Source organism: Paenibacillus sp. FSL H8-0260 (assembly GCF_045040625.1).
Lineage (GTDB): Bacteria > Bacillota > Bacilli > Paenibacillales > Paenibacillaceae > Paenibacillus_AQ > Paenibacillus_AQ odorifer.
Genome location: NZ_CP150298.1, coordinates 3,950,336 through 3,973,814, shown reverse-complemented (window position 1 = coordinate 3,973,814; position 23,479 = coordinate 3,950,336). Strand labels below are relative to the sequence as shown.

At 44.1% G+C, this 23,479-nt stretch carries 24 protein-coding genes; 17 read left to right on the top strand and 7 right to left on the bottom strand.

Going from position 1 to position 23,479, the window contains the following annotated elements; all coding sequences use genetic code 11:
* The first annotated feature begins 204 nt into the window (after window positions 1–204).
* The gene (locus MHI51_RS17735; protein ID WP_036688019.1) at window positions 205–522 is read left to right on the top strand and encodes a HesB/YadR/YfhF family protein; all 318 of its coding nucleotides are present in this window, start codon (window positions 205–207) and stop codon (window positions 520–522) included.
* Window positions 523–634: 112 nt separating this feature from the next.
* Here the strand turns inward: MHI51_RS17735 and MHI51_RS17730 are convergent, their stop codons facing one another.
* The gene (locus tag MHI51_RS17730) at window positions 635–1,150 is read right to left on the bottom strand and encodes an ADP-heptose synthase (RefSeq protein WP_076194718.1); all 516 of its coding nucleotides are present in this window, start codon (window positions 1,148–1,150) and stop codon (window positions 635–637) included.
* A gap of 122 nt (window positions 1,151–1,272) precedes the next feature.
* Between MHI51_RS17730 and MHI51_RS17725 the strand changes: the two genes are divergently transcribed.
* The 3 genes from MHI51_RS17725 to MHI51_RS17715 all read left to right on the top strand — a co-directional run bounded on the left by MHI51_RS17725 (window position 1,273) and on the right by MHI51_RS17715 (window position 4,658).
* Complete coding sequence (locus tag MHI51_RS17725; protein ID WP_076213460.1) at window positions 1,273–3,021, top strand: ABC transporter ATP-binding protein; 1,749 nt, start codon at window positions 1,273–1,275, stop codon at window positions 3,019–3,021.
* Window positions 3,022–3,211: 190 nt separating this feature from the next.
* Window positions 3,212–3,730 (top strand): sigma-70 family RNA polymerase sigma factor, encoded by a 519-nt coding sequence (locus tag MHI51_RS17720; protein ID WP_076128340.1) that lies wholly within the window; start codon window positions 3,212–3,214, stop codon window positions 3,728–3,730.
* Window positions 3,723–4,658, top strand: a complete 936-nt coding sequence (locus tag MHI51_RS17715) for a DUF4179 domain-containing protein (RefSeq protein ID WP_076277250.1) — start codon at window positions 3,723–3,725, stop codon at window positions 4,656–4,658. The genes MHI51_RS17720 and MHI51_RS17715 overlap by 8 nt, the downstream gene beginning before the upstream one ends.
* A 70-nt stretch (window positions 4,659–4,728) precedes the next feature.
* On the opposite strand, the gene MHI51_RS17710 is transcribed toward MHI51_RS17715, so the two are convergent.
* Window positions 4,729–5,172, bottom strand: a complete 444-nt coding sequence (locus tag MHI51_RS17710) for a DUF441 domain-containing protein (protein ID WP_076219219.1) — start codon at window positions 5,170–5,172, stop codon at window positions 4,729–4,731.
* Window position 5,173: 1 nt separating this feature from the next.
* Complete coding sequence (locus tag MHI51_RS17705; protein ID WP_036688007.1) at window positions 5,174–6,178, bottom strand: YpdA family putative bacillithiol disulfide reductase; 1,005 nt, start codon at window positions 6,176–6,178, stop codon at window positions 5,174–5,176.
* Window positions 6,179–6,357: 179 nt separating this feature from the next.
* On the opposite strand from MHI51_RS17705, the gene MHI51_RS17700 reads away from it, so the two are divergent.
* The 4 genes from MHI51_RS17700 (at window position 6,358) to rsgA (ending at window position 9,835) form a co-directional block, all read left to right on the top strand.
* The gene (locus MHI51_RS17700; protein ID WP_076277252.1) at window positions 6,358–6,954 is read left to right on the top strand and encodes a metalloregulator ArsR/SmtB family transcription factor; all 597 of its coding nucleotides are present in this window, start codon (window positions 6,358–6,360) and stop codon (window positions 6,952–6,954) included.
* A 120-nt stretch (window positions 6,955–7,074) separates the two neighbouring features.
* Window positions 7,075–7,530 carry a DUF3939 domain-containing protein gene (locus MHI51_RS17695; protein ID WP_036688004.1) on the top strand — a complete coding sequence of 152 codons (456 nt, stop codon included), beginning with the start codon at window positions 7,075–7,077 and terminating at the stop codon, window positions 7,528–7,530.
* A gap of 160 nt (window positions 7,531–7,690) precedes the next feature.
* Window positions 7,691–8,362, top strand: coding sequence for an HAD family hydrolase (locus tag MHI51_RS17690; protein ID WP_405173129.1), 672 nt, complete (start codon window positions 7,691–7,693; stop codon window positions 8,360–8,362).
* A 381-nt stretch (window positions 8,363–8,743) separates the two neighbouring features.
* Window positions 8,744–9,835, top strand: coding sequence for a ribosome small subunit-dependent GTPase A (rsgA, locus tag MHI51_RS17685; protein ID WP_405173128.1), 1,092 nt, complete (start codon window positions 8,744–8,746; stop codon window positions 9,833–9,835).
* A gap of 103 nt (window positions 9,836–9,938) precedes the next feature.
* On the opposite strand, the gene MHI51_RS17680 is transcribed toward rsgA, so the two are convergent.
* Window positions 9,939–10,565, bottom strand: a complete 627-nt coding sequence (locus MHI51_RS17680; protein WP_076128352.1) for an FMN-dependent NADH-azoreductase — start codon at window positions 10,563–10,565, stop codon at window positions 9,939–9,941.
* A gap of 122 nt (window positions 10,566–10,687) precedes the next feature.
* On the opposite strand from MHI51_RS17680, the gene MHI51_RS17675 reads away from it, so the two are divergent.
* Entirely contained in the window at window positions 10,688–10,915 is a 228-nt protein-coding gene (locus MHI51_RS17675; RefSeq protein ID WP_038571602.1) for a hypothetical protein, read from the top strand.
* Window positions 10,916–12,434: 1,519 nt separating this feature from the next.
* Here the strand turns inward: MHI51_RS17675 and MHI51_RS17670 are convergent.
* Window positions 12,435–12,674, bottom strand: a complete 240-nt coding sequence (locus tag MHI51_RS17670; RefSeq protein WP_036687997.1) for a hypothetical protein — start codon at window positions 12,672–12,674, stop codon at window positions 12,435–12,437.
* Window positions 12,675–12,816: 142 nt separating this feature from the next.
* On the opposite strand from MHI51_RS17670, the gene MHI51_RS17665 reads away from it, so the two are divergent.
* Window positions 12,817–13,497 carry a hypothetical protein gene (locus MHI51_RS17665; protein WP_076277255.1) on the top strand — a complete coding sequence of 227 codons (681 nt, stop codon included), beginning with the start codon at window positions 12,817–12,819 and terminating at the stop codon, window positions 13,495–13,497.
* On the opposite strand, the gene MHI51_RS17660 is transcribed toward MHI51_RS17665, so the two are convergent.
* Complete coding sequence (locus MHI51_RS17660; RefSeq protein WP_341002996.1) at window positions 13,484–15,187, bottom strand: alpha-amylase family glycosyl hydrolase; 1,704 nt, start codon at window positions 15,185–15,187, stop codon at window positions 13,484–13,486. The genes MHI51_RS17665 and MHI51_RS17660 overlap by 14 nt on opposite strands.
* Window positions 15,188–15,458: 271 nt before the next feature.
* Here MHI51_RS17660 and MHI51_RS17655 point away from each other — a divergent pair, with 271 nt between their 5' ends.
* The 7 genes from MHI51_RS17655 (at window position 15,459) to MHI51_RS17625 (ending at window position 22,656) form a co-directional block, all read left to right on the top strand.
* Entirely contained in the window at window positions 15,459–16,481 is a 1,023-nt protein-coding gene (locus MHI51_RS17655) for an ABC transporter substrate-binding protein (protein ID WP_076128360.1), read from the top strand.
* A 50-nt stretch (window positions 16,482–16,531) separates the two neighbouring features.
* Complete coding sequence (locus MHI51_RS17650) at window positions 16,532–17,308, top strand: ABC transporter ATP-binding protein (RefSeq protein WP_076142119.1); 777 nt, start codon at window positions 16,532–16,534, stop codon at window positions 17,306–17,308.
* The gene (locus tag MHI51_RS17645; protein WP_076128364.1) at window positions 17,308–18,144 is read left to right on the top strand and encodes an ABC transporter permease; all 837 of its coding nucleotides are present in this window, start codon (window positions 17,308–17,310) and stop codon (window positions 18,142–18,144) included. The genes MHI51_RS17650 and MHI51_RS17645 overlap by 1 nt, the downstream gene beginning before the upstream one ends.
* Window positions 18,145–18,237: 93 nt before the next feature.
* Entirely contained in the window at window positions 18,238–19,224 is a 987-nt protein-coding gene (locus MHI51_RS17640; protein WP_076128366.1) for an aromatic acid exporter family protein, read from the top strand.
* 164 nt (window positions 19,225–19,388) lie between these two features.
* Entirely contained in the window at window positions 19,389–20,411 is a 1,023-nt protein-coding gene (locus MHI51_RS17635; RefSeq protein ID WP_405173127.1) for an HD-GYP domain-containing protein, read from the top strand.
* A gap of 226 nt (window positions 20,412–20,637) precedes the next feature.
* The gene (locus MHI51_RS17630) at window positions 20,638–21,195 is read left to right on the top strand and encodes an outer spore coat protein CotE (RefSeq protein WP_036687755.1); all 558 of its coding nucleotides are present in this window, start codon (window positions 20,638–20,640) and stop codon (window positions 21,193–21,195) included.
* A 150-nt stretch (window positions 21,196–21,345) separates the two neighbouring features.
* Window positions 21,346–22,656, top strand: a complete 1,311-nt coding sequence (locus MHI51_RS17625; protein WP_342409760.1) for a putative amidoligase domain-containing protein — start codon at window positions 21,346–21,348, stop codon at window positions 22,654–22,656.
* Between the two features lie 14 nt (window positions 22,657–22,670).
* Here MHI51_RS17625 and MHI51_RS17620 read toward each other — a convergent pair whose 3' ends face one another.
* Entirely contained in the window at window positions 22,671–23,468 is a 798-nt protein-coding gene (locus MHI51_RS17620) for a GNAT family N-acetyltransferase (protein ID WP_076218627.1), read from the bottom strand.
* Window positions 23,469–23,479 lie beyond the last annotated feature (11 nt).

The window sequence follows — 23,479 nt, the reverse complement described above, 5'->3', positions numbered from 1 at the left end:
TGTAACTTCGTAAACACCGCGCTCACCCCTTTCATTAATTTGGTAATAACTAGAAGACGTTTAGTTATGTTCAGAGTTTATCATCCGGTTCGCGAATTTGTCAAACTTAATTTTAAATGGAATGGGAAATCATTAATTGCATAAAGTTGTTTGAATATCGACTTATTTTCGTTATGATTAGAATATACAAAGGAGCTGAGAGAAATGAACATGGAAATTAGTCAAGCAGCGGCAGCTTGGTTTAAGAGAGAATTGGACCTTAAGAATGGAGACTATATTCGTTTATTTCCCCGTTATAGCTCGGGAGGTGGACTTCACCCCGGTTTTTCGCTGGGCATTGCTACAGAAGCACCTGGGCGTCCAGCTATTCAGGTCAAACAGGATGATATTGTGTTCTACATGGAGGAGCAGGACTTGTGGTATATGGAAGGTTATGACCTATCTATCGTATACTCTGAGTCAGAGGATGACATTGAATATAAGTACGAACCAAAGCCGGTATCCGGCGAAGTGCAGGTATAGTTGTCTTAATGATTGTTTATTTTAATCAGGAAAAGCCCTTGCCAAAAGGCAGGGGCTTTTCAAATGGTGTCTTTAAAATGAGGGTATTCCAGTTGGAGATACATAGGTGTTATCAGTGCAAATTGCGAGAGGTTTCTTCCTCCAGAGCGAAGTCGAAGTCGTCAATATCGTACACCTGAACTGGAACTCCACCCTCGATGATCCGTTGAATCAATTCAAATTGATCCGTTAGGATAGGTACTTTCTCACGTTGTGAGGACAGCAGAAGCTCTGTTTCGATGGGATCGAAGATCTCACCGTAGGCAGCGGTATCCATACTGTTAATGATGGTGATTTTGGATTGCCCGCCAAGGAGAATACCTGAGCTTTTCGCCCAAGGCACAGCTAAACAGCGGTTGATCTTCTTCGCGTTGAGCGGTTCTTCAAAATAAGCAATGAGCTCACTTATCTTCAACTTAACATGCTTGTCGTCGTCCGGACGGTTCATCAACGGATCATCGCTGTCGCGCAGTTCGTATAGTTCCATCACGGTAGTATAAGGCACTATATATTCTACAGGGCTGCTCGATACGAGAAGCTGGCCGTAAATCGCCATCATGACGGCTTCCGTCACAAATTGTCTAGACATCGTTATCCTCCTGAAGTTCGGTACTGCAATTGTACTTATGATCTAAAATTATAAAAACACTGTAGAGAGCAAAAGTCAACTGTACTTAGCAACTCACTAAAGAGAAGGGACAGAATATTCCTGTGAAGCAATGGAAATCATATTTTACTTTTGTACGACCTTATATGAAATTGATTGTGTTTACGCTGTTTATCGGCATGATCAAATTCAGTATTCCGCTAACACTGCCAATGATTCTGAAATACGTGGTCGATGACCTCCTAATGAACCCGAGCATGGGGATTGAGGAACGGGTATCACATTTGATGCTTATTTTGGGTGGTGCCTTAATTTTATTTGTTATCGTAAGAGGGCCCGTAGAGTATTATCGCCAATACTTTGCTCAGCTTATCACAAGTAAAGTGTTGTTCGATATGCGAAATAAGCTTTACAGTCATTTACAGCGGCTGTCACTGCGGTATTATCAGAATACCAAGGTGGGAGAAGCCATCTCCAGATTTATTAACGATGTTGAGCAGACCAAAAATTTGGTCGAAGTCGGCATGATGAATGTATGGCTCGACACGTTTACACTAGTTTTTGCTTTGGGATTTATGTTTTATTTAAATCCGGTGCTGGCGCTCGTGTCTATCTCGGTATTACCTTTTTACGCAATAGCAGTTAACAAATTGTATAAGCGGCTTAAGCTGTTAACGAAAGATCGTTCCCAAGCTCTGGCTGGCATTCAAGGTTATCTCCATGAACGGATTCAAGGGATATCAATCATCCGCAGCTTTACGATGGAAAAAGTGGATCAGAAGCAGTTTGAGGACATCAACGGTAACTTTCTTAAAAAAGCGATGGCGCAAACCCGCTGGAATGCTATGACCTTCGCAATTATTAATACATTAACGGATATAGCACCTCTTTTGGTCATCGGATATGGTGGTTATCAGGTCATTCATGGCAATTTGACAGTAGGTACCTTTGTAGCTTTCTTTGGCTATCTGGACCGGATGTATTCCCCGCTGCGGAGATTGATTAATTCCTCGACGGTGCTTACGCAAGCCTCTGCTTCTCTTGAACGGGTGCTTGAGCTGCTGAATGAGCCTTATGATATTGTAGACAAGCCGGGAGCAAAAGTGCTAAAGGATGCACGTGGTGAGATTGCTTTTCAGAATGTATGGTTTAAATATAACGAAGAGAATGATTGGGTCTTAAAAGATATTAATCTGAGTATTCAGCCCGGACAGACCATTGCGTTCGTAGGAATGAGCGGTGGAGGAAAGTCCTCCCTTATAAGCTTGATCCCGAGATTCTATGACATCAGTAAAGGCAGCCTCCAAATGGATGGTTATGATATACAGGAATTAACACAGGAAAGCTTGCGAAGGTCTGTCGGCATGGTCTTGCAAGATAATTTCTTATTCAGCGGATCTGTGCGTGAGAATATTTTGTTCGGTAATCCTAATGCCACGGAAGAAGAGGTCATTTCAGCAGCAAAAGCTGCCAATGCGCATGATTTTATTGAGCAGCTGCCACTGGGTTATGAGACAGAAGTGGGAGAACGTGGTGTTAAGCTATCCGGAGGACAGAAGCAGCGGGTTGCTATCGCAAGGGTATTTCTCAAGGATCCGAAGGTTCTTATATTAGACGAAGCTACTTCGGCGCTGGATCTGGAATCGGAGCATTTAATTCAACAAGCGCTGCAGTCTCTTTCTTCGGAACGTACTACACTAATTGTAGCGCATAGACTGTCAACGATTACACATGCGGATCAGATTGTCGTACTTGAGAATGGTGAAATTACTGAACGGGGTACGCATGAACAGCTGATGGCGATAGAGGGTAGTTATGCGCGATTATTTAACGTACAGCATTTAGACGCTTAATATTTTTTTGGAAAAATACTTGAACACCTTAGTGGTCCTCTCGAAAGAGAAGGCCACTTTTTTTGAATTCCAATCAGGGTGGCGGCACACAGTAACTTATACTATGGCAAAAATTCTAAACGGAATCTGAGTCTTTTCGGAGATCATGTGCGTCTAAAGCTTATAAACATCATGAAAGGAAGTGAGGAACGTGAATAAAACCACGCTTGAGGAAAAGGCGATAGCAGGTGATGAAGACAGCTTTACTGCGCTTATTGACGGCATGCAGGAGCGTTTATACCGAATGGCCTACTCCTATGTGCGGAATCAAGAGGATGCGCTGGAGATTGTGCAGGAGACCGTCTTCAAAGCCTATATCTCCATTCATAAATTGAAGCAACCGCAATATTTTAAAACTTGGCTCACCAAGATCGCTGTCAACTGTGCGCTGGACTTTATCCGTAAATCTAAAAAAATCGTGTATATAGATCAAGAGCTGGGAGGCAGCTATGCTCCGAAATCTAGGGAAGAAGTTATGGACTTGCATGAAGCGCTCAGCGGCCTTGATGAAAAATCAAGAATGGTGATTGTGATGAGATATTTGGAGGACTTGCCCATAAAGGAAATTGCAGAGGTTCTCGATATGCCCCTGAGCAGTGTCAAAACCGTTATTTATAGAGGTTTGGAAAAATTAAAAATAAGTATGGAGGAGAGTGAGTACTTTGGATAAGCAACTAGAACGTCTACAGCAAGCCTATAATGAGATTGAAATTCCTAAAGAACTATCATTCGCTTCTCGTAAAGGAATTGAAAGAGGAAAAATCTATAAACAGAAAAATAGTTCTTCAAAACGGGCCTTGAAATGGACAGGATCAGTAGCTGCTGCTGTATTGATTTCTTTTACGGTGGGTGTAAATACGGTTCCTGCTTTTGCGAGTAGTATGGATCAAATACCGGTTCTAGGTAAGCTGGTCAGTGTTCTGCAATTTACGGAAGGAAGTGCAGGCGGTGGAACCATTCAGGATGGAGTAGATGTGAATTTTATTTCGGTCAAACAACTGAAGAATAGTGATCAATTGATTTTGAATTTTGCAAATCCAGATGAAACACAACAGTTAGCAAGCTCATATAACGTAAAGTTTACGGAAAATCCGGCAACAATGACGATTACAGTAAGTGGGGCCAGAAAATTCTCAGCAGTCAAAGATCTGGAGACATTAAAGCAAAGCCGATATGTTCAGGATGCTTATCCACTAATTACACTAGATGATTCGGCTATTCGGTTCAATGTCACGCTTACGGACTCGGTTGCTTATGAGGTAAAGGAATATAAAGAGCCAGCACAGGTAGTGATTACGTTAAAAGAGAAAGGAGACGAAGCAACAGAGGGCTCTGTATATTCGTTAAGAACGGTCTCACAGCCTTCTGGTGAGGCGCTGGGTATGGCTGAAGAAATGTTATATGGGTTAGAGGATGTGCGGATGTTAAAGGATGAGAAAGGCTTATATCTCGTGGAAGCAGGATATTTTAATACAGAAGAAGAGGCTTTGAAGCAGTTGCAGAAAATTAAGACAGAGTATGGCGTTGAAGATTTATTAGTCGTTGAAAAAAGAGCGGTGCAGCAAATTCCGCAGTCCATTTCTCAGGTGGAGGAATAGTGATGTAGTGGCTTCTATAAAAGGCACAATCAAAAAGACCGCCAAAAGCGGTCTTTTTTGTGCTGTTCTATTACATTTTGCCGATCATAAGTGATAAAATGCCGGCTGCGATCAGCGGTCCGACCGGAACGCCTTTAAATAACGCAACCCCAATCACCGTGCCAATCAGCAGACCTGCAACAACTGTGGGTTGGTTGGTCATGAGCGTAGCACCGCGGCCTCCAAGAAAAGCGACGAGAATGCCAATAGCGATAGCAAGCAAGGACTTCCAGTGCAAGAAGGATTGACCGACTGTCTGCAGCGATATTTTGCCGCTGGCTAATGGGGTCATGACCCCGATGGTCAGGATGATAATCCCGATGGTTAAACCGTATTTTTCTAGCCAAGGAAAAGTTTGCTGTAAGCCAAGTACTCTTAGCAGTAATAGGACGACCATTGCTATTGTTACAGGGGAATTGCTGCTGATAACTCCGAGCGCTGCAAGTCCAAGCAAAAGCAAAGAGGTCATGTCCATCTTAATGTTTCAACTCCTTAGGATTAGAACTTTCTTTTGACACAATGTGATCTGCAATAAGCTTACCATGCCCTCTTCCGGTCTCAATAAACACTTCGTTAGCATTGCGGCCGGAGGCGATTACTCCAGCAACATACAACCCTGGAACATTACTTTCCATGGTAGAGGTGTTAAAAGCAGGCTTATCCATGTCGTCATCCATGATCACACCCGCTGAAGTGAGGAGGGTACGGCTCGGACGGAAGCCAGTCAAGGCAAGAACGAAATCATTATCCAATGCTTTCTTGTCCCCCTTATGATCCGTAACAATTACTGAGCTTGCAGTAATTTCAGTGACACGCGAGCCTAAGTGCAGAGTGATTTTCCCTTTTTGCACCATGCCTTCAAAGATTGGCCGAACCCAAGGTTTAATATTCTCTGAGATGCTTTCACCACGATATACCATATCTACCGTAGCTCCTACACGCATAAGCTCCAGTGCTGCATCTACTGCGGAATTACTGCCGCCAATTACAGTTACCTTCATTCCCGTGTAAGGATGGGCTTCACCGAAATAATGAGTAACTTTAGGTAGTTCTTCACCTGGAATGCCAATCATATTCGGCTGATCAAAATAACCTGTTGCTATAACTACATTTGCAGTGATACGTTTCTGATGCTCACCACGCATATTTGACGTATGTACGGCAAAGGTTCCATCTTCAAGCGGTTCAATGGATAATGCTTCTTCATAAGCGGCGATCTCTAGACCATATTGCTCGGCGGCTCGGCGATAATAGACAAGCGCTTCATGACGGTAAGGCTTGTCGTTGGTCGAAGTGAAAGGAACATCCCCGATTTCTAATAACTGAGCCGTACTGAAAAATTGCATATTTGTTGGATACAAATAAATGGAGTGCACAATAAAGCTTTTTTCAATGATAAGGCTGGACAGACCTTGGCGTTGGCATTCAATAGCTGCCGAGAGGCCGCAAGGACCTGCACCGATAATAATGACATCTTTCATAAAGCGGGTTACCTCCTGATTGTTACTATCTTTTCTTTAAATCCTACCCTAAATTCATGAATTTTTCCATAAGAGCAGATTGAGTATAATAACCATTGCAAGAACAACGTTGATTATTATATAATTAGATATATATCTAATGTATCAATGTATTGTGAAATTCTAGGAGCGTGAACCCAGTGCAGTTGGAGAAAATCGTGAGTTATCATAAAGCTTTAGCTGATCCAACGCGTCTTCGCTTATTGTTGCTTTTGTCCCAAGGAGAAATGCACGGGCAAGCGCTGGCTGAGAAGTTGAATTTATCGCAGCCTACAGTCACTCATCATGCGGCTAAATTACGTGAAGCGGCTCTAATAAAGGAAAGACGCGACAAAAATACAGTTTACTTTAAGTTGAATCCGGAGTTTATCAATAATGGGGCTGAAGCTTCACTGCAATTTATTTTTTCGAAAGGAGCTGAGGATATGGAAGAGCAATTGCCTGAGAATAGTCTTCAGGATACTGTAATTCGTAATTTTTTCTCTAAAGATGGCCGGCTGCGGCAAATTCCCGCACAATACAAGAAGAAATTGATAGCGCTTCAATACATGGTTGAGAAGCTGGAGCCAGGTGTAATTTATACGGAAAAGGAAATCAATGAGTTTATTAAGCAGTTTCATGAAGATTTTGCTACTATTCGTCGTGAATTCATCATGCATCAGTTTATGTATCGTGAGAAGGACAAGTATGAACTAAATCCTCGAGAAGTATGGACTCGGTGGGAATATGTCAAATAATGATCTTTTAAATATTAACATTCTGTGTCGATTTGAAATGTACTGATTAATTATTCGAATTTCGAATAAAATGGAATTGTAAGCGTTATCTGAGACATATTTAGAAAGGAGACTTTCGTTATGTTATTTAAACGCACAAAAAAGCAACCCAAATCAGATCATGTAACCGTCACATTACCTCAAGTGAAACAGGCGATTCGAAAGTTCGAAGAAGATATGCCTGGACCTATTAATAGAACAGCATTAATCTTAGAGGACAAAAGAATCGATATGAGTCGTCTGAAACGTTATTTGGGTGGAATACCCGAACGGAATTTCTATATGTCTCGAGAGACCTATGAAATTTTCGAGGAAGAAGACAAGTTAGTACCGTATTATCTTGATTTAGTTCAGGCTGCTGTAGACAGTTATATTAGTGATACAGGCAAGCTACCACTGCTTGAAGACACCTGGTTGCCAGAGGTTCATTATCGGTTGTTATCTACAGAAAGTTATCTAAAAGAAACACCTCCTTTTCCGCTGTATATTACGGATGAAGAAATGATGCTGACCCATCGGGCAGAGCATTTCGAGTAAAGGAATGACGCAGATATGAATCTTCACAAAGACTGTTCAGTAAAAGGGAAGCCACAAATCCTTTTTGTTGAATAGTCTTTTCTTTGTCTCTAAAGGCATAGTACAATTACATTCTGTAGGTTAGGTTTGAAAATTAACAGCATGTAAGGGGAATTGCTTGATGAAGGAAGTACAAGCTATTTTATTTGATCTGGACAATACTTTAATGGATCGCGACTATACATTTCGCAGCTTTAGCACTCAGTTCGTGCAGGCTTTTCTTGGGCATCTTGAACCTGCGGAAGCGCAGGCCGTGATCGAGGATATGATCCACAGAGACGCTGATGGCTACCGTGATAAAGACGGATTTTTCTTAGAACTTAGTGAGATCCTGCCTTGGGAAAAGCCTGTGACGGCTGAACATATCCGAGCGTATTATGATGCGAGCTACATCAATCATGGTGCAGCCATGGAGCATGCTTTGGAGATTCTGGAGTATTGCGTGGAGCGTGGATATACTTTGGGGCTGGTCACCAACGGTAAAAAAGAAATCCAGAACACCAAAATTGATATTCTCGGCCTGCGAGAGTACTTCAAGGCTATTGTTATATCTGGAGAAGTTGGCATTGCGAAGCCTGATCCTGCGATTTATCAATTAGCTTTAGACAGGTTGGGTGCCTCTGCGGATCAAACCTTGTTTATAGGGGATCATCCGGTAAATGATATCTGGGGTGCAGGTAAGGCTGGCCTTGAAGGGATATGGCTGCAAAGGAAACATCCTTGGGATGATCAGCTGGACATCCAACCTTGGAAAATGATCCGTGAGCTGAAAGAATTAAAGGCTATTTTGTAATCTGGAAAATTTGGGGTTGACATTTTACTGCTGCACCAATTATGATAACAGCATCTTGAATTTCGGAAGGAGACGATGTTTTATGACAGTTTTAAATGTAATGAACTCAACTGTTGTGGATACGTGTCTTCCGGGAACAGCTGCTGACGAATAATTGATTCGTGCAGTTTAGCAGGTAAGCTCAATTACGCTTATTAGAGCCACCGGGAACCGTATAGGGTCCGGTGGCTTTTTTGCGTGTGTAGAAAGATTGGATTTGGTGTAATAAATCCACATGTCTATATACCGCCGCCGGAGTCTTTATTTCCGGCGGCTTTTTGTGTTCTCGGAAAACGCCAAGGGGCAAGAAAAAACATAAACATATCTTTTAGGAGGAAATGAATGAATAGCATAAAGCAATATGGTTGGAATGAAAACTGGAGTACAAAATGGAATGAAAAGTGGAGTCATGCAGAGGATAAACAATTTATTCCCGGGAGAATCGTTGGTGACTTTGGCAGTAAGTACAAGGTGTTAACTGATGTAGGAGAGACGTGGGGAGAGCTTGCCGGGAAGCTGAGACACACATTTGTAGCCTCGGGTGATTTTCCTGCCATTGGAGACTGGGTAGCATTGGCGATGCAAGATGGCGGCGAGCATGGAATCATACATGGCGTATTGCCTCGGCAGAGTGTGATCTCACGCAAAGTCGCAGGAAATACACAAGATGAGCAAATTGTTGCCTCCAATGTAGACACATTATTTCTGGTCAGCGCGTTGAATGATGACTTTAATGTTCGCCGGATGGAGAGATATCTGATCATGGCTTGGAATAGTGGGGCAAATCCAGTTATTCTACTCACTAAAGCGGATCTTTGTCCTGATGCAGACAGTAAAATCGCTGAAATGGAGAGCGCGGCTCCCGGAGTATCAGTACATGCTGTTAGTGCAATACAAGATGAAGGACGCGAGAAGCTGCTGCCTTACATTGGTGAGGGTCATACAGTAGCTCTTACGGGCTCTTCCGGTTGTGGGAAGTCGACAATGGTCAACTGGCTATGCGGGAAGAACCTTCAGATTACGCAGGATGTTAGAGAAGGGGATAGCCGCGGACGTCATACTACTACCCACCGTGAACTGTTTGTTTTGCCGGATGGGGGGATTATCGTAGATACACCGGGGATGCGGGAGCTGCAGCTCTGGGAAGATGAAGGTGGTCTTGATCTAGCGTTTAGTGATATCAGCGGTCTAGCTTCTAAGTGCCGGTTTAGTAACTGTAGACATGAACGCGAAGAGGGCTGTGCTGTACTGGAAGCAGTCCAAACAGGTGAACTGGAAGAGAAGAGACTATTCAACTACCGAAAAACACAACGAGAAGTATTGTACCAAAATAATAAAGAAGCCAAGCTTAAGAGAAAAAGCACAGCTTCCACTAAAGTGAGTTCATCCAGAACCAGAGGATACGGATGGCGTAAAGAGCTGGATGAATATTAAAAAGAATTGATATAACGGCATAGACATTGAAAAAGGGCGCCCCTTAGCTTTTGACAGCTAAGGGGCGCCCTTCATTATTGAATTGAATCTAAACGGTTATGGTTTAGAAGGATGCAGCAGTTTCCTTAGCCAGTTGCAATCCGTTTTCAATGATTTCAGCGGATTGTGCTGGAAGTTGGTTGTGGCCTTCGATGATTACTTGTGTAATATCTTTAATTCCCCACAGGTTAAGGTTACCAACGATGAAGTTTACTGCCATTTCAGCACTTGCAGCAGGACCTTCAGAGTAGATACCGCCTCTTGCATTCAGAACGATTGCTTTTTTACCTGTCAAAAGACCAACTGGACCTTCAGCAGTGTAAGAGAATGTTTTACCAGCTTGGCAAAGGTAATCTACATAAGTGTGCAATACAGCAGGTACAGTCATGTTCCACAGTGGGAAACCGAATACTACCTTATCTGCAGCGATGAACTGATTAAGATATTTATTAACGATAGCGGCACCAGCTGCTTCCTCAGGTGTTGCTTCGTATCCTTGAGCGGCTTTATACATACCAGTGATCAGGGTATTGTCGTAGTATGGAAGTTGCTCTGCGAACAGATCAAGCTCAGTGATTTCATCTTCTGGGTGGTTGAGTTTGTAGCTCTCCAAGAATTCATTGTACAGCTTAACACTTACGGATTGTTCTGCTGGACGGTTGTTTGCTTTAATAAATAGAACTTTAGACATTATGATTTCTCCCTTGCATGTGTGTATTTAATATTAACTATATTTAATATAGCATGTAATCTTTTGTTTGTAAATTATTTTTTTGTTCTTGAAATTTGTTTGCGGTTAAGGAGTTTGAAAAAATGAAAACAAGGTTAATAGGTGATACAAGAGAACAGGAAATAATTTCCTGTCTCTATAAGTTCCAGAATGATCTAAAAGGAGCGATTGACATGTCCATCGATCGGTTTATCATTAAAAAATTGGACAGCTGTCACGAAGAGCATACGCGTCAGAATTTAGTGAAGCTATTTAGACTTCGAATCCAGAAAGCTGAAAAAGCAGAGCAGAAGAATTACAAGATCAGCTGATAATTGCTTAGCTCTTCCTAATAGTAGATTTTTCGCTGAATGAGACAGAGTCCTTGGGTTAAAAAAGTCCGTAAATATAGCAGAGCAGTGATCCTCCCGTTAAGGGGGGATCACTGCTCTGCGTTTTTTAGTCCTGGCAGATTGCTTCAGCATAAAGGGGCAGCAAATGAAAGCCAACCTACGACAAACGTCGCTTTTGGCAGGTGACATAGTAGGGTCAGGCCACCCGCTACATCTAATCTGATGACCCATGCAAAGTCATTTGTTGAGTAACATACCAAGTCAACTGCTAAGTTACACACTGAGTCACATAACTAGTAACGTGTAGGTCACTAACTGAGTCACACATTAAGTCAACCGCTAAACGACTTACTAAGTCACACAACAAATCTCCCGCTGAGTTACCCACTGAGTCACACACCAAGTTAACGGCTAAGTCACCTCACTGACTAACACAACTAATCACCCGTTGATTAACTCACTGAGCTACACACCAAGTAACACCAAGTCACCCGCCGAGTAACTCACTGAGCTACACACCAAGTAACACCAAGTCACCCGCCGAGTAACTCACTGAGCTACACACCAAGTTAACGGCTAAGTCAGACAACAAATCACTCGCTAAGTGACCTTCCAAGTATCCTCAGCGGCCAACGGACTCAGATGACGCTATATGCGAATTTTCAGTCATTAGAGCAGAGTTTCGGAACCCAGCGCAGCTATTCAGCTTTTTGAGGTCGATAATTAGTGCTTTTCGCGCCAATAGCGCCCCTGGGGTCCGATAGGATTCCAAATGAGCCCAAAATTTACGATTAAGGTCATCTGAGTCCGAAAGCATCCAACTATGAGTCCAAAAGCAGTGGCTATGAGTTCAAAAGCAGCGACTAAAGCTAAAACAGTAGCAACTATGTACACGACAGTAGCAACTATGTGCACGATAGTAACAACTATGCACGCGACAGTAGCAACTATGTACGCGACAGTACCAACTATGTACACGACAATAGCAACTAAAGCAAACTGAGTTTCGAATTTAGATTACCGCGGACTCAGATGACGCTATGTGCGAATTTATGAGCATTAGAGCAGAGTTTCGGACTCCAGCGCAGCTATTCAGCTTTTTGAGGTAGATAATTAGTGTTTTTCGAGCCAATAGTGACCCTGGGGTCCGTTAGAATTCCAAATGAGCCCAAAAGTTACGATTAAGGTCATCTGAGTCCGATAGCAGCCGGCTATGGGGATGGCCGGCAAGCAGCAATCCAAACGTGCCATGAAATAGCACAAAATCAGTACAAAGTAGCACCAAGCAGAACCAGCGAACCAAGGTCCCTGACTTTGAGAGTTGAAGCTATGTTTGCCTATGTATGCGCAAATAGTATCTAAATCAAACGGAGTGTCATTTTTGATCAAGTTAGCATCAAAAAGACAACGGGTCCAAGCAGCACCTCTTGGCTACTTAGGACGTTCCTTATTAGAAAGCTGAGGACAGCAATGTTGTGACAAAAAAACTACCCCTCCATTAATAGAGGGATAGCGCCAATGAATCATTTTCACTGTAACTGTGCAATATAGCTTCAGAGCCTTTAATTTCGATACTAATCAGAGAATTGAGGCATTTCTGGAGGGCACTTTTGCCCTTTTGAATTTTGAGCTCCAGCGTACTGTTAAGTAATCTAAGTACTTTTTGAGTGGGCTGCTTATTTTCTGTTGTGAAATACACAGGTACAAGTTTGTTCTGAAATGTGATGAGCATTCTCATTTTGAAATCACCTCGCTACAAGTATTTCATGTTAATGATCATACCCCTTGTTTCTTAATTTTACCTTAAAATTAGCTTATGATAACATAAAGATTGCTAGTTTAATATACATTTATATGTAATACAGGAAGGATACAATAATGTGAATGAGAAAGAACGAACGGATTTAACGGATTTAACGGAATTTTTATTTCCAGATCGGGTAACCGACCAAGTAGTTTTAAATGAATTGTTAAATACTGCGTCTACAGCAGAAAGGATAGGTAGATTCAAATATAGAGAGAAGGAGAAAACTAAAGATCTGTGTTTACAAATACATAAGGATAAAATACTAGCCTACTGCAATAATACACCGGACTCTCCTCCGTGTGTGCTGAAGAACAGAGAGGAAACAGAGAGCTTTTGTCTCGAGTTGTTCGAATGTGAGAGAGCGATGGAGCCCTTTGCTCACGGGATTCCGGCGTTACTAATGTCAAAAAAAAGGTTCAAGGAGCTGAAAAAAGGCTCTGATTCCTCTACGGTTCACAGACTCTCAGAGTGTTTAGCTGCAGAGACAGGAGATGATGTCCATTCCAACCATCTTGCACAAGTGATGAAATGCTTCGACGCAGAGGGAGAATTGCGACTCTGTATTTCTAGTGAAAATGGCTGGAAGTTTCAGTATGCTAGCTTCATAAGCGATCATTCAAGTGGCTGGTTGCTGCGCATGAGCAGCGATCCTTCCCAAGACTGGATTGTAGCTCTTCCTATATCGAAAGCACAATTATGTGGTTCTGTGGCAGAGTGGGTTTTTCATTCCTCCTCTTTTCCTAGTCCACAATAACCGTTGAATAGGGAGGAAGAGTAAGCTGATCTGAATTTAAGGTCACTTTGTCAGCAGTTGTCTTTTGGATCTTGGTGTAAGAGATACCCTCGGCATTTGGATGAAGCGTAATGATTTGTTCATCTCCAGTTAGGTTATGAACAACGAGGACTTGATCCTCTGTTGTTATACGTTCGTAGGCCATTACCCCTGCATTGCCAGAAGTGTAGTCTCGAATTCCGCCATCACGGAGCGCAGGGACTTCGTTTCTTAACGCAATGAGTTCGCGGTATCTTTTAAGCAGTGAGCTGCTGTCGTTAGTCTGGCTTTCGACATTAATGCTAACATCATCAGCGTTATTGCTGCCGACCTCCCAAGTAGTCTGCCCCTCAACCTGATCCGCTGTCATCCATCTCATGGGCTCACGAATTCCTTCATCTGGTTTTACACCAAGCATTCCTATTTCTTCACCATAATAAATAAAAGGATTTCCAGGCAAGGTTAACAGCAGGGCTGCTGCCATTTTTGCATGATCCAGATTGCTGTCTAATTGACTCATGACTCTGTTTTGATCATGATTTGTCAAAAAAATTGCATCGGTAAAATGGCTATCAGATATTTTGGAGTACAAATTATACGTACGTTCCAGCGTAAAGGCAGTCCCGCTGTCTTTTTCAGTTTTCACGGAATTAATAAGGGTCTCAGCTAACCCGAAGTTAAAACTAGAGTCGAAGGCTTGATCCAAATAAGCCCCTACGGTGACTGCAGAATTCTCCCATACTTCGCCGACAATATAAGCTTGAGGATTCACTTCATTCATCGCTTTGCGGAAATCCTGCCACCAAGATACATTTTTATTAGTTGTGGCTTGGCTTTTGTCGCTTAGAAGGTCTTCGTAAATATGTTTAGCAGCGTCTAAACGAAATCCATCAACCCCTTGTTCCAGCCAAAACTTACCGATATCCTTCATTTCATTACGAACTTCCGTATGATCAAAATTTAGATCAGGCATGCCTTCCCAAAAGCCACCTAGATAATGACTACCCAGTAAAGAGTGCCATGCACTGCCACTACCAGCGGCACTAGCTCCATTGGCAGGGCGTCCTTGATCTTCAGCCCATATGTACCAGTCGCGATATTTGCTGTCTTTATTTTTAGCGGAATCTACGAACCAAGGATGTTCTTTGGAGGTATGATTCACGACCAAATCCATAATTACTTTAATCCCACGTTTATGCGCCTCCGTAACGAGCTCTTGTAAATCCTCAATCGTCCCATAATCTGGATTGATTGCACGATAATCTGTCACATCGTAACCATGATAGCTTGGTGAAGGGTTAATAGGCATAAGCCAAATCCCACCGATCCCCAGATCGTCTGTGGTGTCAGGATTTCCGTCATTTAAGTAATCTAATTTCTTGGTAATCCCTTTGAGGTCACCGATGCCATCCCCGTCAGAGTCATAGAATGAACGAACAAAAATCTCATAATAAACCGTTGAGGGCTGTTCGTCAGTGGTAATCGTTTTTGCAGCGGGAGGTGTTGTAGTATTCTGAGCTGTATTTGCTTTTGGCGATGGAGAAGGGGAGGCAGAGGAAGGAATATTGTTATTATTTCCTGAACAACCGGATAGCAGAACGGCAGTTAAGCTAAGAGTCAAAAGTCCGTTTATAGTGTGTTTTTTGGCGATAGATGTTGCTCGTTTATCCATATAAAATAACCCCTTCTGCTGCAATTTTCCTATAAAGGAAATGGTAAGCGCTTTAATTCTTATAGTACTGTAATCAAATCCTCAGGTAAAACGTTTGCACAGATATAAAAACAGCAAATTCAGTGATATTTATCCATAAAATCATTAAAAACCGCTGATATCATGGATATTCTTTTAATTCCCCACGATATTCGGGATTTTAACCTTTCAGTAGGCATGTGCATATGCTTTAAGCAAGGGCGAAGGACCCGGTAAGAAAGGAGAATGAAGAATGAAGATTCGGAAAAAGCTGTCATTGTCGCTCATGATCATTACTTTATGCTTTTCAGTACTTGCCGGTTGCGGCGGAAAGTCAGAGACGGTAAAGGTGAAGATTGGGGAGGTTACCCGCTCTGTCTTTTATGCACCCGAGTATGTTGCCTTGACTCAAGGTTTCTTCAAAGATGAAGGGCTGGATGTAGAACTGCAGACGATTCCCGGTGGCGATAAAACGATGACTGCATTGCTCTCAGGAGCTATTGATGTAGCGTTGGTTGGTTCAGAAACCTCCATTTACGTGTATCAGCAGGGCTCGGATGATCCGGTCATTAATTTTGCACAGCTGACTCAAAGGGATGGAACATTCCTGTTCGCCCGGAAGGCTGATGGAGATTTTAATTGGGATAAAGTGAAGGGCTCTACCTTCCTTGGTCAAAGAAAAGGCGGAATGCCACAAATGGCAGGCGCGTTTACTTTATCTAAAAAGGGAATTGATCCTGCGAAGGATATTACCTTGATCCAAAATATCGATTTTGCTAATATTGCCGGTGCATTTGCTTCAGGTACTGGGGATTATGTGCAGCTGTTTGAGCCGCAGGCCTCTATCTTCGAACGAGAAGACCGGGGAGCTGTAGTGGCATCGTTTGGGGTGGAGAGCGGTTATTTACCTTATACGGTATTCATGTCAAAAAACAGCTACATTAGCAAAAATGGAGACACCGTGCAAAAGTTCACTAATGCCATCCAGCGTGCTCAGCTTTGGGTGAAGGAACATAGTCCTGAAGAAATTACGGATGCCATAATAACTTATTTTGATAAAACGGATCGTGACATTGTGATTTCTGCTGTAAAACGCTACAAGGAACAGGACACCTACGCCATTAATCCGGTTGTTGATAATGAAGAATGGAATAATCTGCTAGATGTTATGGACAACGCAGGTGAACTTAAAGAACGTGTTCCAGCAGAAAAGATCGTGAATAATACTTTTGCTGAAAAAGCTGAAAAGACTATAAAGAGCAGTAGCTCTAAATAAGAGAGATAAGATCCTAAATGGATTTTGTTAACTATAAGGAGGGGATGACCTTGCTTCCAGTAGTGCAATTAAAGGGAGTAACGCATGCCTATCTCGGCGATCGGGAAGCTTCACTGGCCGTTGAGGATCTAAATCTTAATGTCGAGCAAGGAGAATTCGTCAGCTTAGTAGGCCCAAGTGGCTGTGGTAAGACGACTCTCCTATCGATTATTGCCGGACTGCTGCAGCCCTCTGAGGGTGAAGTATTCGTAAATGGCCAACCCATTCTAGGCCCTTCACCTGAGGTTGGATATATGCTGCAGCAGGATTATCTTTTTCCTTGGCGGAGTATTCTTGACAATGCCGTGCTTGGACTGGAGCTGACCGGAAGCTTAAACGAGGAGAGCCATAAACGGACTTTGGAGCTGCTGCGCGAGATGGGACTAGAAGGGAAAGAACAGGCCTATCCTTCTCAGTTATCCGGAGGGATGCGGCAACGGGTGGCTCTTGTACGAACATTAGCTACCAATCCAGGACTGCTGCTGTTAGACGAGCCGTTCTCGGCACTTGATTATCAGATCAAACTTCAGCTGGAAGATTTAGTCTCAGAGACCTTACGCAGCCGGGGAACCACGGCTATTTTGGTCACGCATGATCTGTCAGAAGCGATTGCGGTCAGCAGTAGGGTTATTTTATTGCAGCGAAATCCAGGGAAGATTCGTAAAGTTTTTCCTGTTCCGGAGCTAATCCGCTCAGCCCCACCGCTGTATGCGCGTGATCAGCCAGGGTTTGCGGAGCTTTTTCATGAAGTATGGACAGAGATGGAGATCGCAGGGAGGGAAAGCTAATGAAACGAACAGAGCAAGCGGGTGTCTTAGCTTCCCGTGAACTGTGGCTGCAGCAAATGCATGTGGATTTCAAAAAAACTAAACAGCGCCGGCGTAATCAGGTTATTGCTGTAAGAAGCAGTCTGTTGCTGCTGTTCTTTGTGTTGTGGGAAGCGGGAGCAAGAATGGGCTGGATTGATGAGTTATTGTTCAGCTACCCGACAAAAATCTTCAAACAGATTTGGCAGGATATGATCAGTGGAAGCTTGTGGCCTCATTTGGGGATGACGGTAGGAGAGACTGCGGTAGGCTTTGTTCTGGGAACCTTGTTAGGAACGCTGCTGGCAGTGATTATTTGGTGGTCTCCGTTTTTATCAGCGGTGCTTGATCCGTTTATGGTTGTCTTTAACAGTATGCCGAAGGTGGCCTTGGGGCCGATTTTTATCGTAATGTTCGGGGCGGGTTTCACCGCTATCGTTGTGACAACCTTATCGATTACGGTGATTATTACTACACTTGTTGTTTACAATAGCTTTTGCAGTGTGGATCCTAATCTGGTGAAGGTGGTCCGCTCTTTTGGAGCTTCTAAAGTTCAGGTGTTTTTTAAAGTGATTCTTCCGGCATCTTTTCCAACGGTGGTCTCTACCCTAAAGGTGAATGTGGGAATGTCATGGGTCGGGGTTATCGTAGGAGAGTTTCTAGTAGCAAAATCCGGTCTTGGGTACCTGATCATATATGGATTCCAGGTGTTTAATTTCACGCTTGTGATGTCCAGTCTGCTGATTATTGCAGCCGTAGCAACGGCAATGTATCAACTGGTAGTGTATCTGGAGAAGCGCTTGTTATACCGGCGGTAAGTCTAATGTAACGTTGTGTCCGTTCACAAAATCTTGTAACATGTCTATATCTTTACCTATTAACGGTTAGTGCTTTTAAGGAGAGATAGGGTTATGGGATTTCGTGTGATTAAAACAGCTGCTGCGACGTTAATGTCCGTTCTTCTCGCGTCTGCAGTAGGCATACCCAATGCACAAAGTGCAGGGCTTTTAGCCATTCTGGGTGTGGAGGTTACCTTGAAAAGGAGTTTCCGGACGATAACGGCGCGTTTTTTGGCCTCGCTCGTGGGACTCTTTTTTGGGTGTATTTTATTTTGGATATTAGGGTTTCATTACTGGGTACTTGGACTGTACGTTCTTGTTGGCTTTCCAATGATTGTGAAGTCCGGCTACAAGGAAGGGATTGTCACTAGCTCTGTTATTGTGTTTCGTGTGTTTGGACAAGCTGAGTTATCGCTACATGTGTTGTTGCAGCAAGTAGAGCTACTGGCCATAGGTCTCGGTTCAGCGGGGGTGGTCAACTTAATTTACATGCCACAGACTGGGGGAGTTATTTATGGAATCCGCAAGGAAGTGGATCGATACTTTTCAGTTATTTTTACTCAAATGGCCCGTACTTTGCGTGAGCCTGCGTATATGTGGGATGGCAAAGAATTAATTGATGCGGATAATGCAGTGCAGCGGGGACTGACAGCAGCTACTCGCGAGATGGAGAATCATGTAATTCATCCTGATGAAGCTTGGAATGTCTATTTCTATATGCGTAAGGAGCAGCTGGAATCGATACAAAGTATGATGCAGCTGATTTCTCAAGTATATCGCCATTTACCGCATGGAGAGATGGTAGCTGAATTGTTCGACCAGCTTAGCGGAGATGTTTTGGCTGAAGAATATACAGGCCGCACGGAACATTTGCTGGAAGAGCTTGAACATGAGTTTGAAAGCATGGATTTGCCAGAGACACGTGAGGAATTTGAAGTGCGATCAGCGATTCTGCAGCTTTGCAGAGAATTGGCACTGTATTTAAAAATTGCGAAACGCCATAAAATACCGGTCAGCTATAAGCCTGAGAAACGTTTACTCACCCGGAAAAAAGCTTAAAATTAGGCTTTAATAAAGTGAAGTATTAACATTCGCCCCTGAAATCACGATAAAATATGTATGAACTAAAAGTTGATCTTCGAAAGAGATTAACAATTATAGGGTGAGTTCAAATTCAAGCAGGAAATTCATATACGAATTTTCCGCATTGGCAGGTGAGGCGTATGGACAAAGATATGAAATCATTTATCGGAAAACAACTTGTAGCTAACCTCTTTAATGACAAAGGAGTATTTGTTTTACCCGCATTGACTTTATTGAGTGCTGAACATATTAGATTAATTCGTCAACATAAGATCACTCTGGAATCTCATGACGTCGTCCAGCTGGATAGCGCGGAATTTTTCCAGCTTGCAATTGATGATTGTACAGCTGCGATTGAGAATATTTTTGAACAGATTCGTCATAACAAAAATAAAAGAATTCCTATGCTGGAAGTTAGAAATGAAGTGATTCCGTTTATCCAGCAGGTAAGCGAAAAGAATGACTTCTACGGAGTATTGGCTGCTTTGCAGACCAAAGATGATTATACATACAGACATAATGTAGCTGTGGGCATAATATCTACCCTGCTAGGCAAATGGCTGAAGCTAAAGTCTGAGGATTTGAGCATGTTGACCATTGCAGCAACTCTTCATGATATCGGTAAAATGAGAATCCCGGATGACATATTAACCAAGCCCGGTCCATTATCCGACGAAGAGTTTCAGCTGATGAAAAAGCATACGACCTTTGGGTATGAGATGATCAGGGATACGGTAGGCACAAACCATACTCAAGCGCTAGTAGCCTTACAGCATCATGAAAGAATGGACGGCAGTGGTTATCCATTTGGTGTGCTTGGGAACCGGATTACTGATTTCAGTAAAATCGTTGCTGTGGCTGATGTGTTTCACGCGATGACTTCCGACCGATTTTATCGTAAAGCGGCTCCTTTATACGAAGTATTACTGCAAATGGAGGAGAGCGTGTTCGGTAAGCTCGACCCTTATATTTGCAGAGTGTTTATTAATAAGTTAATGCAGTCAATGCTAGGGAACGAAGTGGAATTGACAGATGGGCGAAAAGGAAAAATTGTTATGATTCTTGCTACAGACCCTTTGCGGCCACTGGTGAATATTGATGAGGATTTTATTGACTTAAGCAAACATAGATCACTTGGAATTGTGCGGGTAATCCCGCAATAGCTGGTGTTTTAAGGTTTTTTGAGGGGTTAGGAATGGCTCCGGAACAGGTTGGACCATTTTTGGAATCTACTCATATATGTACAAATTTTGAAATAAAATGAACTATGAGTCTCCTGAAAAAGCCTTCTTGAGGGCTTACTCAAATTTATTTATAGTCTAACAATCAACAAATGCCTAGAACCTGCATACACTTGATAGTGAATGATTGTATGGAGGAGGTTCAAAGATGTCATTAAGCCATAAACGTCAAACAAGGGAGATCATTACGAAGGCAATTTGCGGCAAAGGTCGTAAGTTCTCTACAGCAACCCATACCGTGACTCCGCCACATCATCCGACTAGTATTTTGGGGGCTTGGATTATCAACCACCAATACGAAGCGGTTGCCGCCGGGAACGGAATCGAAGTAATTGGTACTTATGATGTAAACATCTGGTACTCGTACGACAAGAACAAGCAGACCGAGGTAGCAAAGGAAACAGTCTCTTATGTGGAGCTCATTCCGCTTTCCTACCTGGACACGAGACACCGCACTTCAACAGTTGAGGTCTCTGCGGAGGCAACGCAGGAACCCAATTGTGTAGAAGCGGGCGTATCGCCAGGCGGAGGCAGTGTGACACTTCGCGTAGAGCGCGAATTCGAAGTGGAGTTGGTGGCTGAGACCAAAGTCCGTGTGTATGTCACTGAGCAAAGTGATGATCCAGAAGACAAGGATTATGATTTTGAAGGTGATAGCTTCGATTACGATGATCTGGACCCTGACAATCTGGATGATGAGCTGTAAGGAAGGATACGCCGCCGTTAACTGAGTATCAATGGGTTATGGTCCATTATATGTAGGGAGTGCGGCGGCGTAGAGGGCGAATGCCCTCCTTTTTTTTATTTATTTTTAGGATGAAAAAAGGTTCACGCTCGGATGGAGGCGCTAAAGAGTATGAATGAAGGTCTTAAGGTGTATTCAGAATTGTCTGTGGCAGAGAGAGAGTCCAGATTGCTTAGAAGCGGGGTTGAAGCAACGCTGACGCCCTCTGGAAAACGGTTTGTCGATACATATGCTTCAGATGCTACTGAGAAGGGCCACAGGCAGTGTTATAAGATATTGGTTTATCATTTGACTGTCCTCCACATCTCTTTGCTTGGTGCAGGTCTTGGAATGCGTGCGGCCGCCGATAATTACAGCGAAGCTGTGAGGATTGCTAATGCCGAGAGCAATACCACGGGAGGCCGAGTGCGGGGAGAGCTTCGCGGGGTGATGAAATTGCTCCAGCGGATTGCTGTCCGCACGCTGTACAGCTTGGGGCTGGATAGCGGTGAGGTCCTGCTGAGGGCAATGGGGAACCGGAGGTATGTGGTGGAGGGAGTCACTCCACTAGTAAAGACCTCCGGGCAACGATTGCCCGAGCCTTATCGGTCCGCAGCGCTAGCGCTGGAACGAAAGCTGGCTCTGGAGCAGCCGGACCGCAGCGGCCTGCTGATGGGCATGGACCCGGAGTTTATCATCCTCCGGGAATCCACCGGCCGCGTCGTGCCTGCGTCGCGGTACCTGCCCACGGACGGCGTCGCTGGCTGCGACGCCGGACCTCCGGGAACGCGCGGCGCGTTCCCGGTCGCCGAGCTGCGCCCTCAGCCGCGCGGGGAACCGCGCGCACTGCTGGCGCAGCTGATGTCCGCCGCGGCGCTGGCGGACCGGCTCATCGCCGACCGCTCGCTGCGCTGGCGGGCGGGAGGCATGCCGCTGACGGGCTGGGCCCTCGGCGGCCATCTGCACTTCAGCGGCGTGACGCTGACGGCGCCGCTGCTGCGCGCGCTCGATAACTATCTCGCGCTGCCCATGCTTCTGCTCGAAGACGTCCGCGCAGGGGCGCGTCGTCCCCGATACGGCGTGCTCGGCGATTTCCGGACTCAGCCGCATGGCGGCTTCGAGTACCGGACCTTGCCGAGCTTCCTGGTATCTCCGGTCATCGCTAAAGGCGCGGTCTATCTGGCTCACCTAATCGTGAGCCATTATGAGGACCTGACGCAACGCCCGCTCGACCGGGAAGACCTGCATATCGCCTACTACAGCGGCGATAAATCTCCGCTGCGCGCCGCAATCCCCCCATTGCTGGCGCGGCTGCGTTCCCTAGGCGGCTACGAGATTGCCGCCCCCTATATCGAGCCTTTATTCGACTATATTGCCGCTGAACGGACGTGGGATGAATCACGGGATATACGTGAGTTATGGTGCAGCAAAGTAAAAGTGTGATTTTACTATTTGGTCTACATGTTAACAATGGTCCATGAACCGATATCTTGAAAACCAAGTCGTTTATAAATAACTCCGGCATGTGGGTTGTCATAAAAGAGGCACAATGACTTTCCTTCATGGAGCAGGTCTGCACATAGCTGTGCCATTACGCGCGAAGCAAGGCTTTGCTCTCTGAATGCTTGATGTGTGGCAACCCCTACAATCATCGCTGACATGGAATTTTCCGCTGAAGTTGAAGCGGTGACAATGACCTTATCTTCCCGTTCTATATAATAGGTGCGGCCGGTGTTGCTTTCCAGCGTTTTACGCAGGCTGGTTCTTGAACCATTGCGGCTGCTTTCAAATTCTTCAATGGTATCCGTGAGTGCGCAAATCGCTTCTACATCCTGAACCGTAGCTTTTTTAATAGGCTCAGCTGAAGAGAAGGACTCACTTATTTTATTGTTCATTTCTTTTAATTCAGCAAAAAACAGCTGTTTTACTTGTTTGAAATTAATTTCCCCGTCAAAAGCCTTCACCACCTCTGAGGCTCCGGAGATCATATGTATGTCATTATCCTTTCGGATAATCTCAGCGAACCCCTCGACATCAAAAGGGCCATCTGCATAAGGAAGGTAACTTCTATAGAAGCGCAGCAGAACGGCTTTTATCCGCCCGTCGGCTGGATCAATCTCTCCCCATAAATCCATGAAATCCTGCTCAAACCCAAAATTCTCCACATCGCCAATGATAAATAAATTAAGCGCCGGCTCTTTCCGCAGCAATGCCATCAGCAGCTCTTGATCATCCTTCGTTAGCTTTCGTATCATATTGTATTCTC

Excerpts from the sequence above, each read along its gene's own strand:
- MHI51_RS17640 (WP_076128366.1), top strand. The coding sequence starts at position 18,238 with ATGGGATTTCGTGTGATTAAAACAGCTGCTGCGACGTTAATGTCCGTT.
- MHI51_RS17735 (WP_036688019.1), top strand. The coding sequence starts at position 205 with ATGAACATGGAAATTAGTCAAGCAGCGGCAGCTTGGTTTAAGAGAGAA.
- rsgA (WP_405173128.1), top strand. The coding sequence starts at position 8,744 with ATGAATAGCATAAAGCAATATGGTTGGAATGAAAACTGGAGTACAAAA.
- MHI51_RS17710 (WP_076219219.1), bottom strand. The coding sequence starts at position 5,172 with ATGGACATGACCTCTTTGCTTTTGCTTGGACTTGCAGCGCTCGGAGTT.
- MHI51_RS17635 (WP_405173127.1), top strand. The coding sequence starts at position 19,389 with ATGGACAAAGATATGAAATCATTTATCGGAAAACAACTTGTAGCTAAC.
- MHI51_RS17670 (WP_036687997.1), bottom strand. The coding sequence starts at position 12,674 with ATGAGAATGCTCATCACATTTCAGAACAAACTTGTACCTGTGTATTTC.
- MHI51_RS17695 (WP_036688004.1), top strand. The coding sequence starts at position 7,075 with ATGTTATTTAAACGCACAAAAAAGCAACCCAAATCAGATCATGTAACC.
- MHI51_RS17630 (WP_036687755.1), top strand. The coding sequence starts at position 20,638 with ATGTCATTAAGCCATAAACGTCAAACAAGGGAGATCATTACGAAGGCA.
- MHI51_RS17675 (WP_038571602.1), top strand. The coding sequence starts at position 10,688 with ATGAAAACAAGGTTAATAGGTGATACAAGAGAACAGGAAATAATTTCC.
- MHI51_RS17625 (WP_342409760.1), top strand. The coding sequence starts at position 21,346 with ATGAATGAAGGTCTTAAGGTGTATTCAGAATTGTCTGTGGCAGAGAGA.
- MHI51_RS17705 (WP_036688007.1), bottom strand. The coding sequence starts at position 6,178 with ATGAAAGATGTCATTATTATCGGTGCAGGTCCTTGCGGCCTCTCGGCA.
- MHI51_RS17690 (WP_405173129.1), top strand. The coding sequence starts at position 7,691 with ATGAAGGAAGTACAAGCTATTTTATTTGATCTGGACAATACTTTAATG.
- MHI51_RS17660 (WP_341002996.1), bottom strand. The coding sequence starts at position 15,187 with ATGGATAAACGAGCAACATCTATCGCCAAAAAACACACTATAAACGGA.
- MHI51_RS17680 (WP_076128352.1), bottom strand. The coding sequence starts at position 10,565 with ATGTCTAAAGTTCTATTTATTAAAGCAAACAACCGTCCAGCAGAACAA.
- MHI51_RS17730 (WP_076194718.1), bottom strand. The coding sequence starts at position 1,150 with ATGTCTAGACAATTTGTGACGGAAGCCGTCATGATGGCGATTTACGGC.
- MHI51_RS17645 (WP_076128364.1), top strand. The coding sequence starts at position 17,308 with ATGAAACGAACAGAGCAAGCGGGTGTCTTAGCTTCCCGTGAACTGTGG.
- MHI51_RS17620 (WP_076218627.1), bottom strand. The coding sequence starts at position 23,468 with ATGATACGAAAGCTAACGAAGGATGATCAAGAGCTGCTGATGGCATTG.
- MHI51_RS17655 (WP_076128360.1), top strand. The coding sequence starts at position 15,459 with ATGAAGATTCGGAAAAAGCTGTCATTGTCGCTCATGATCATTACTTTA.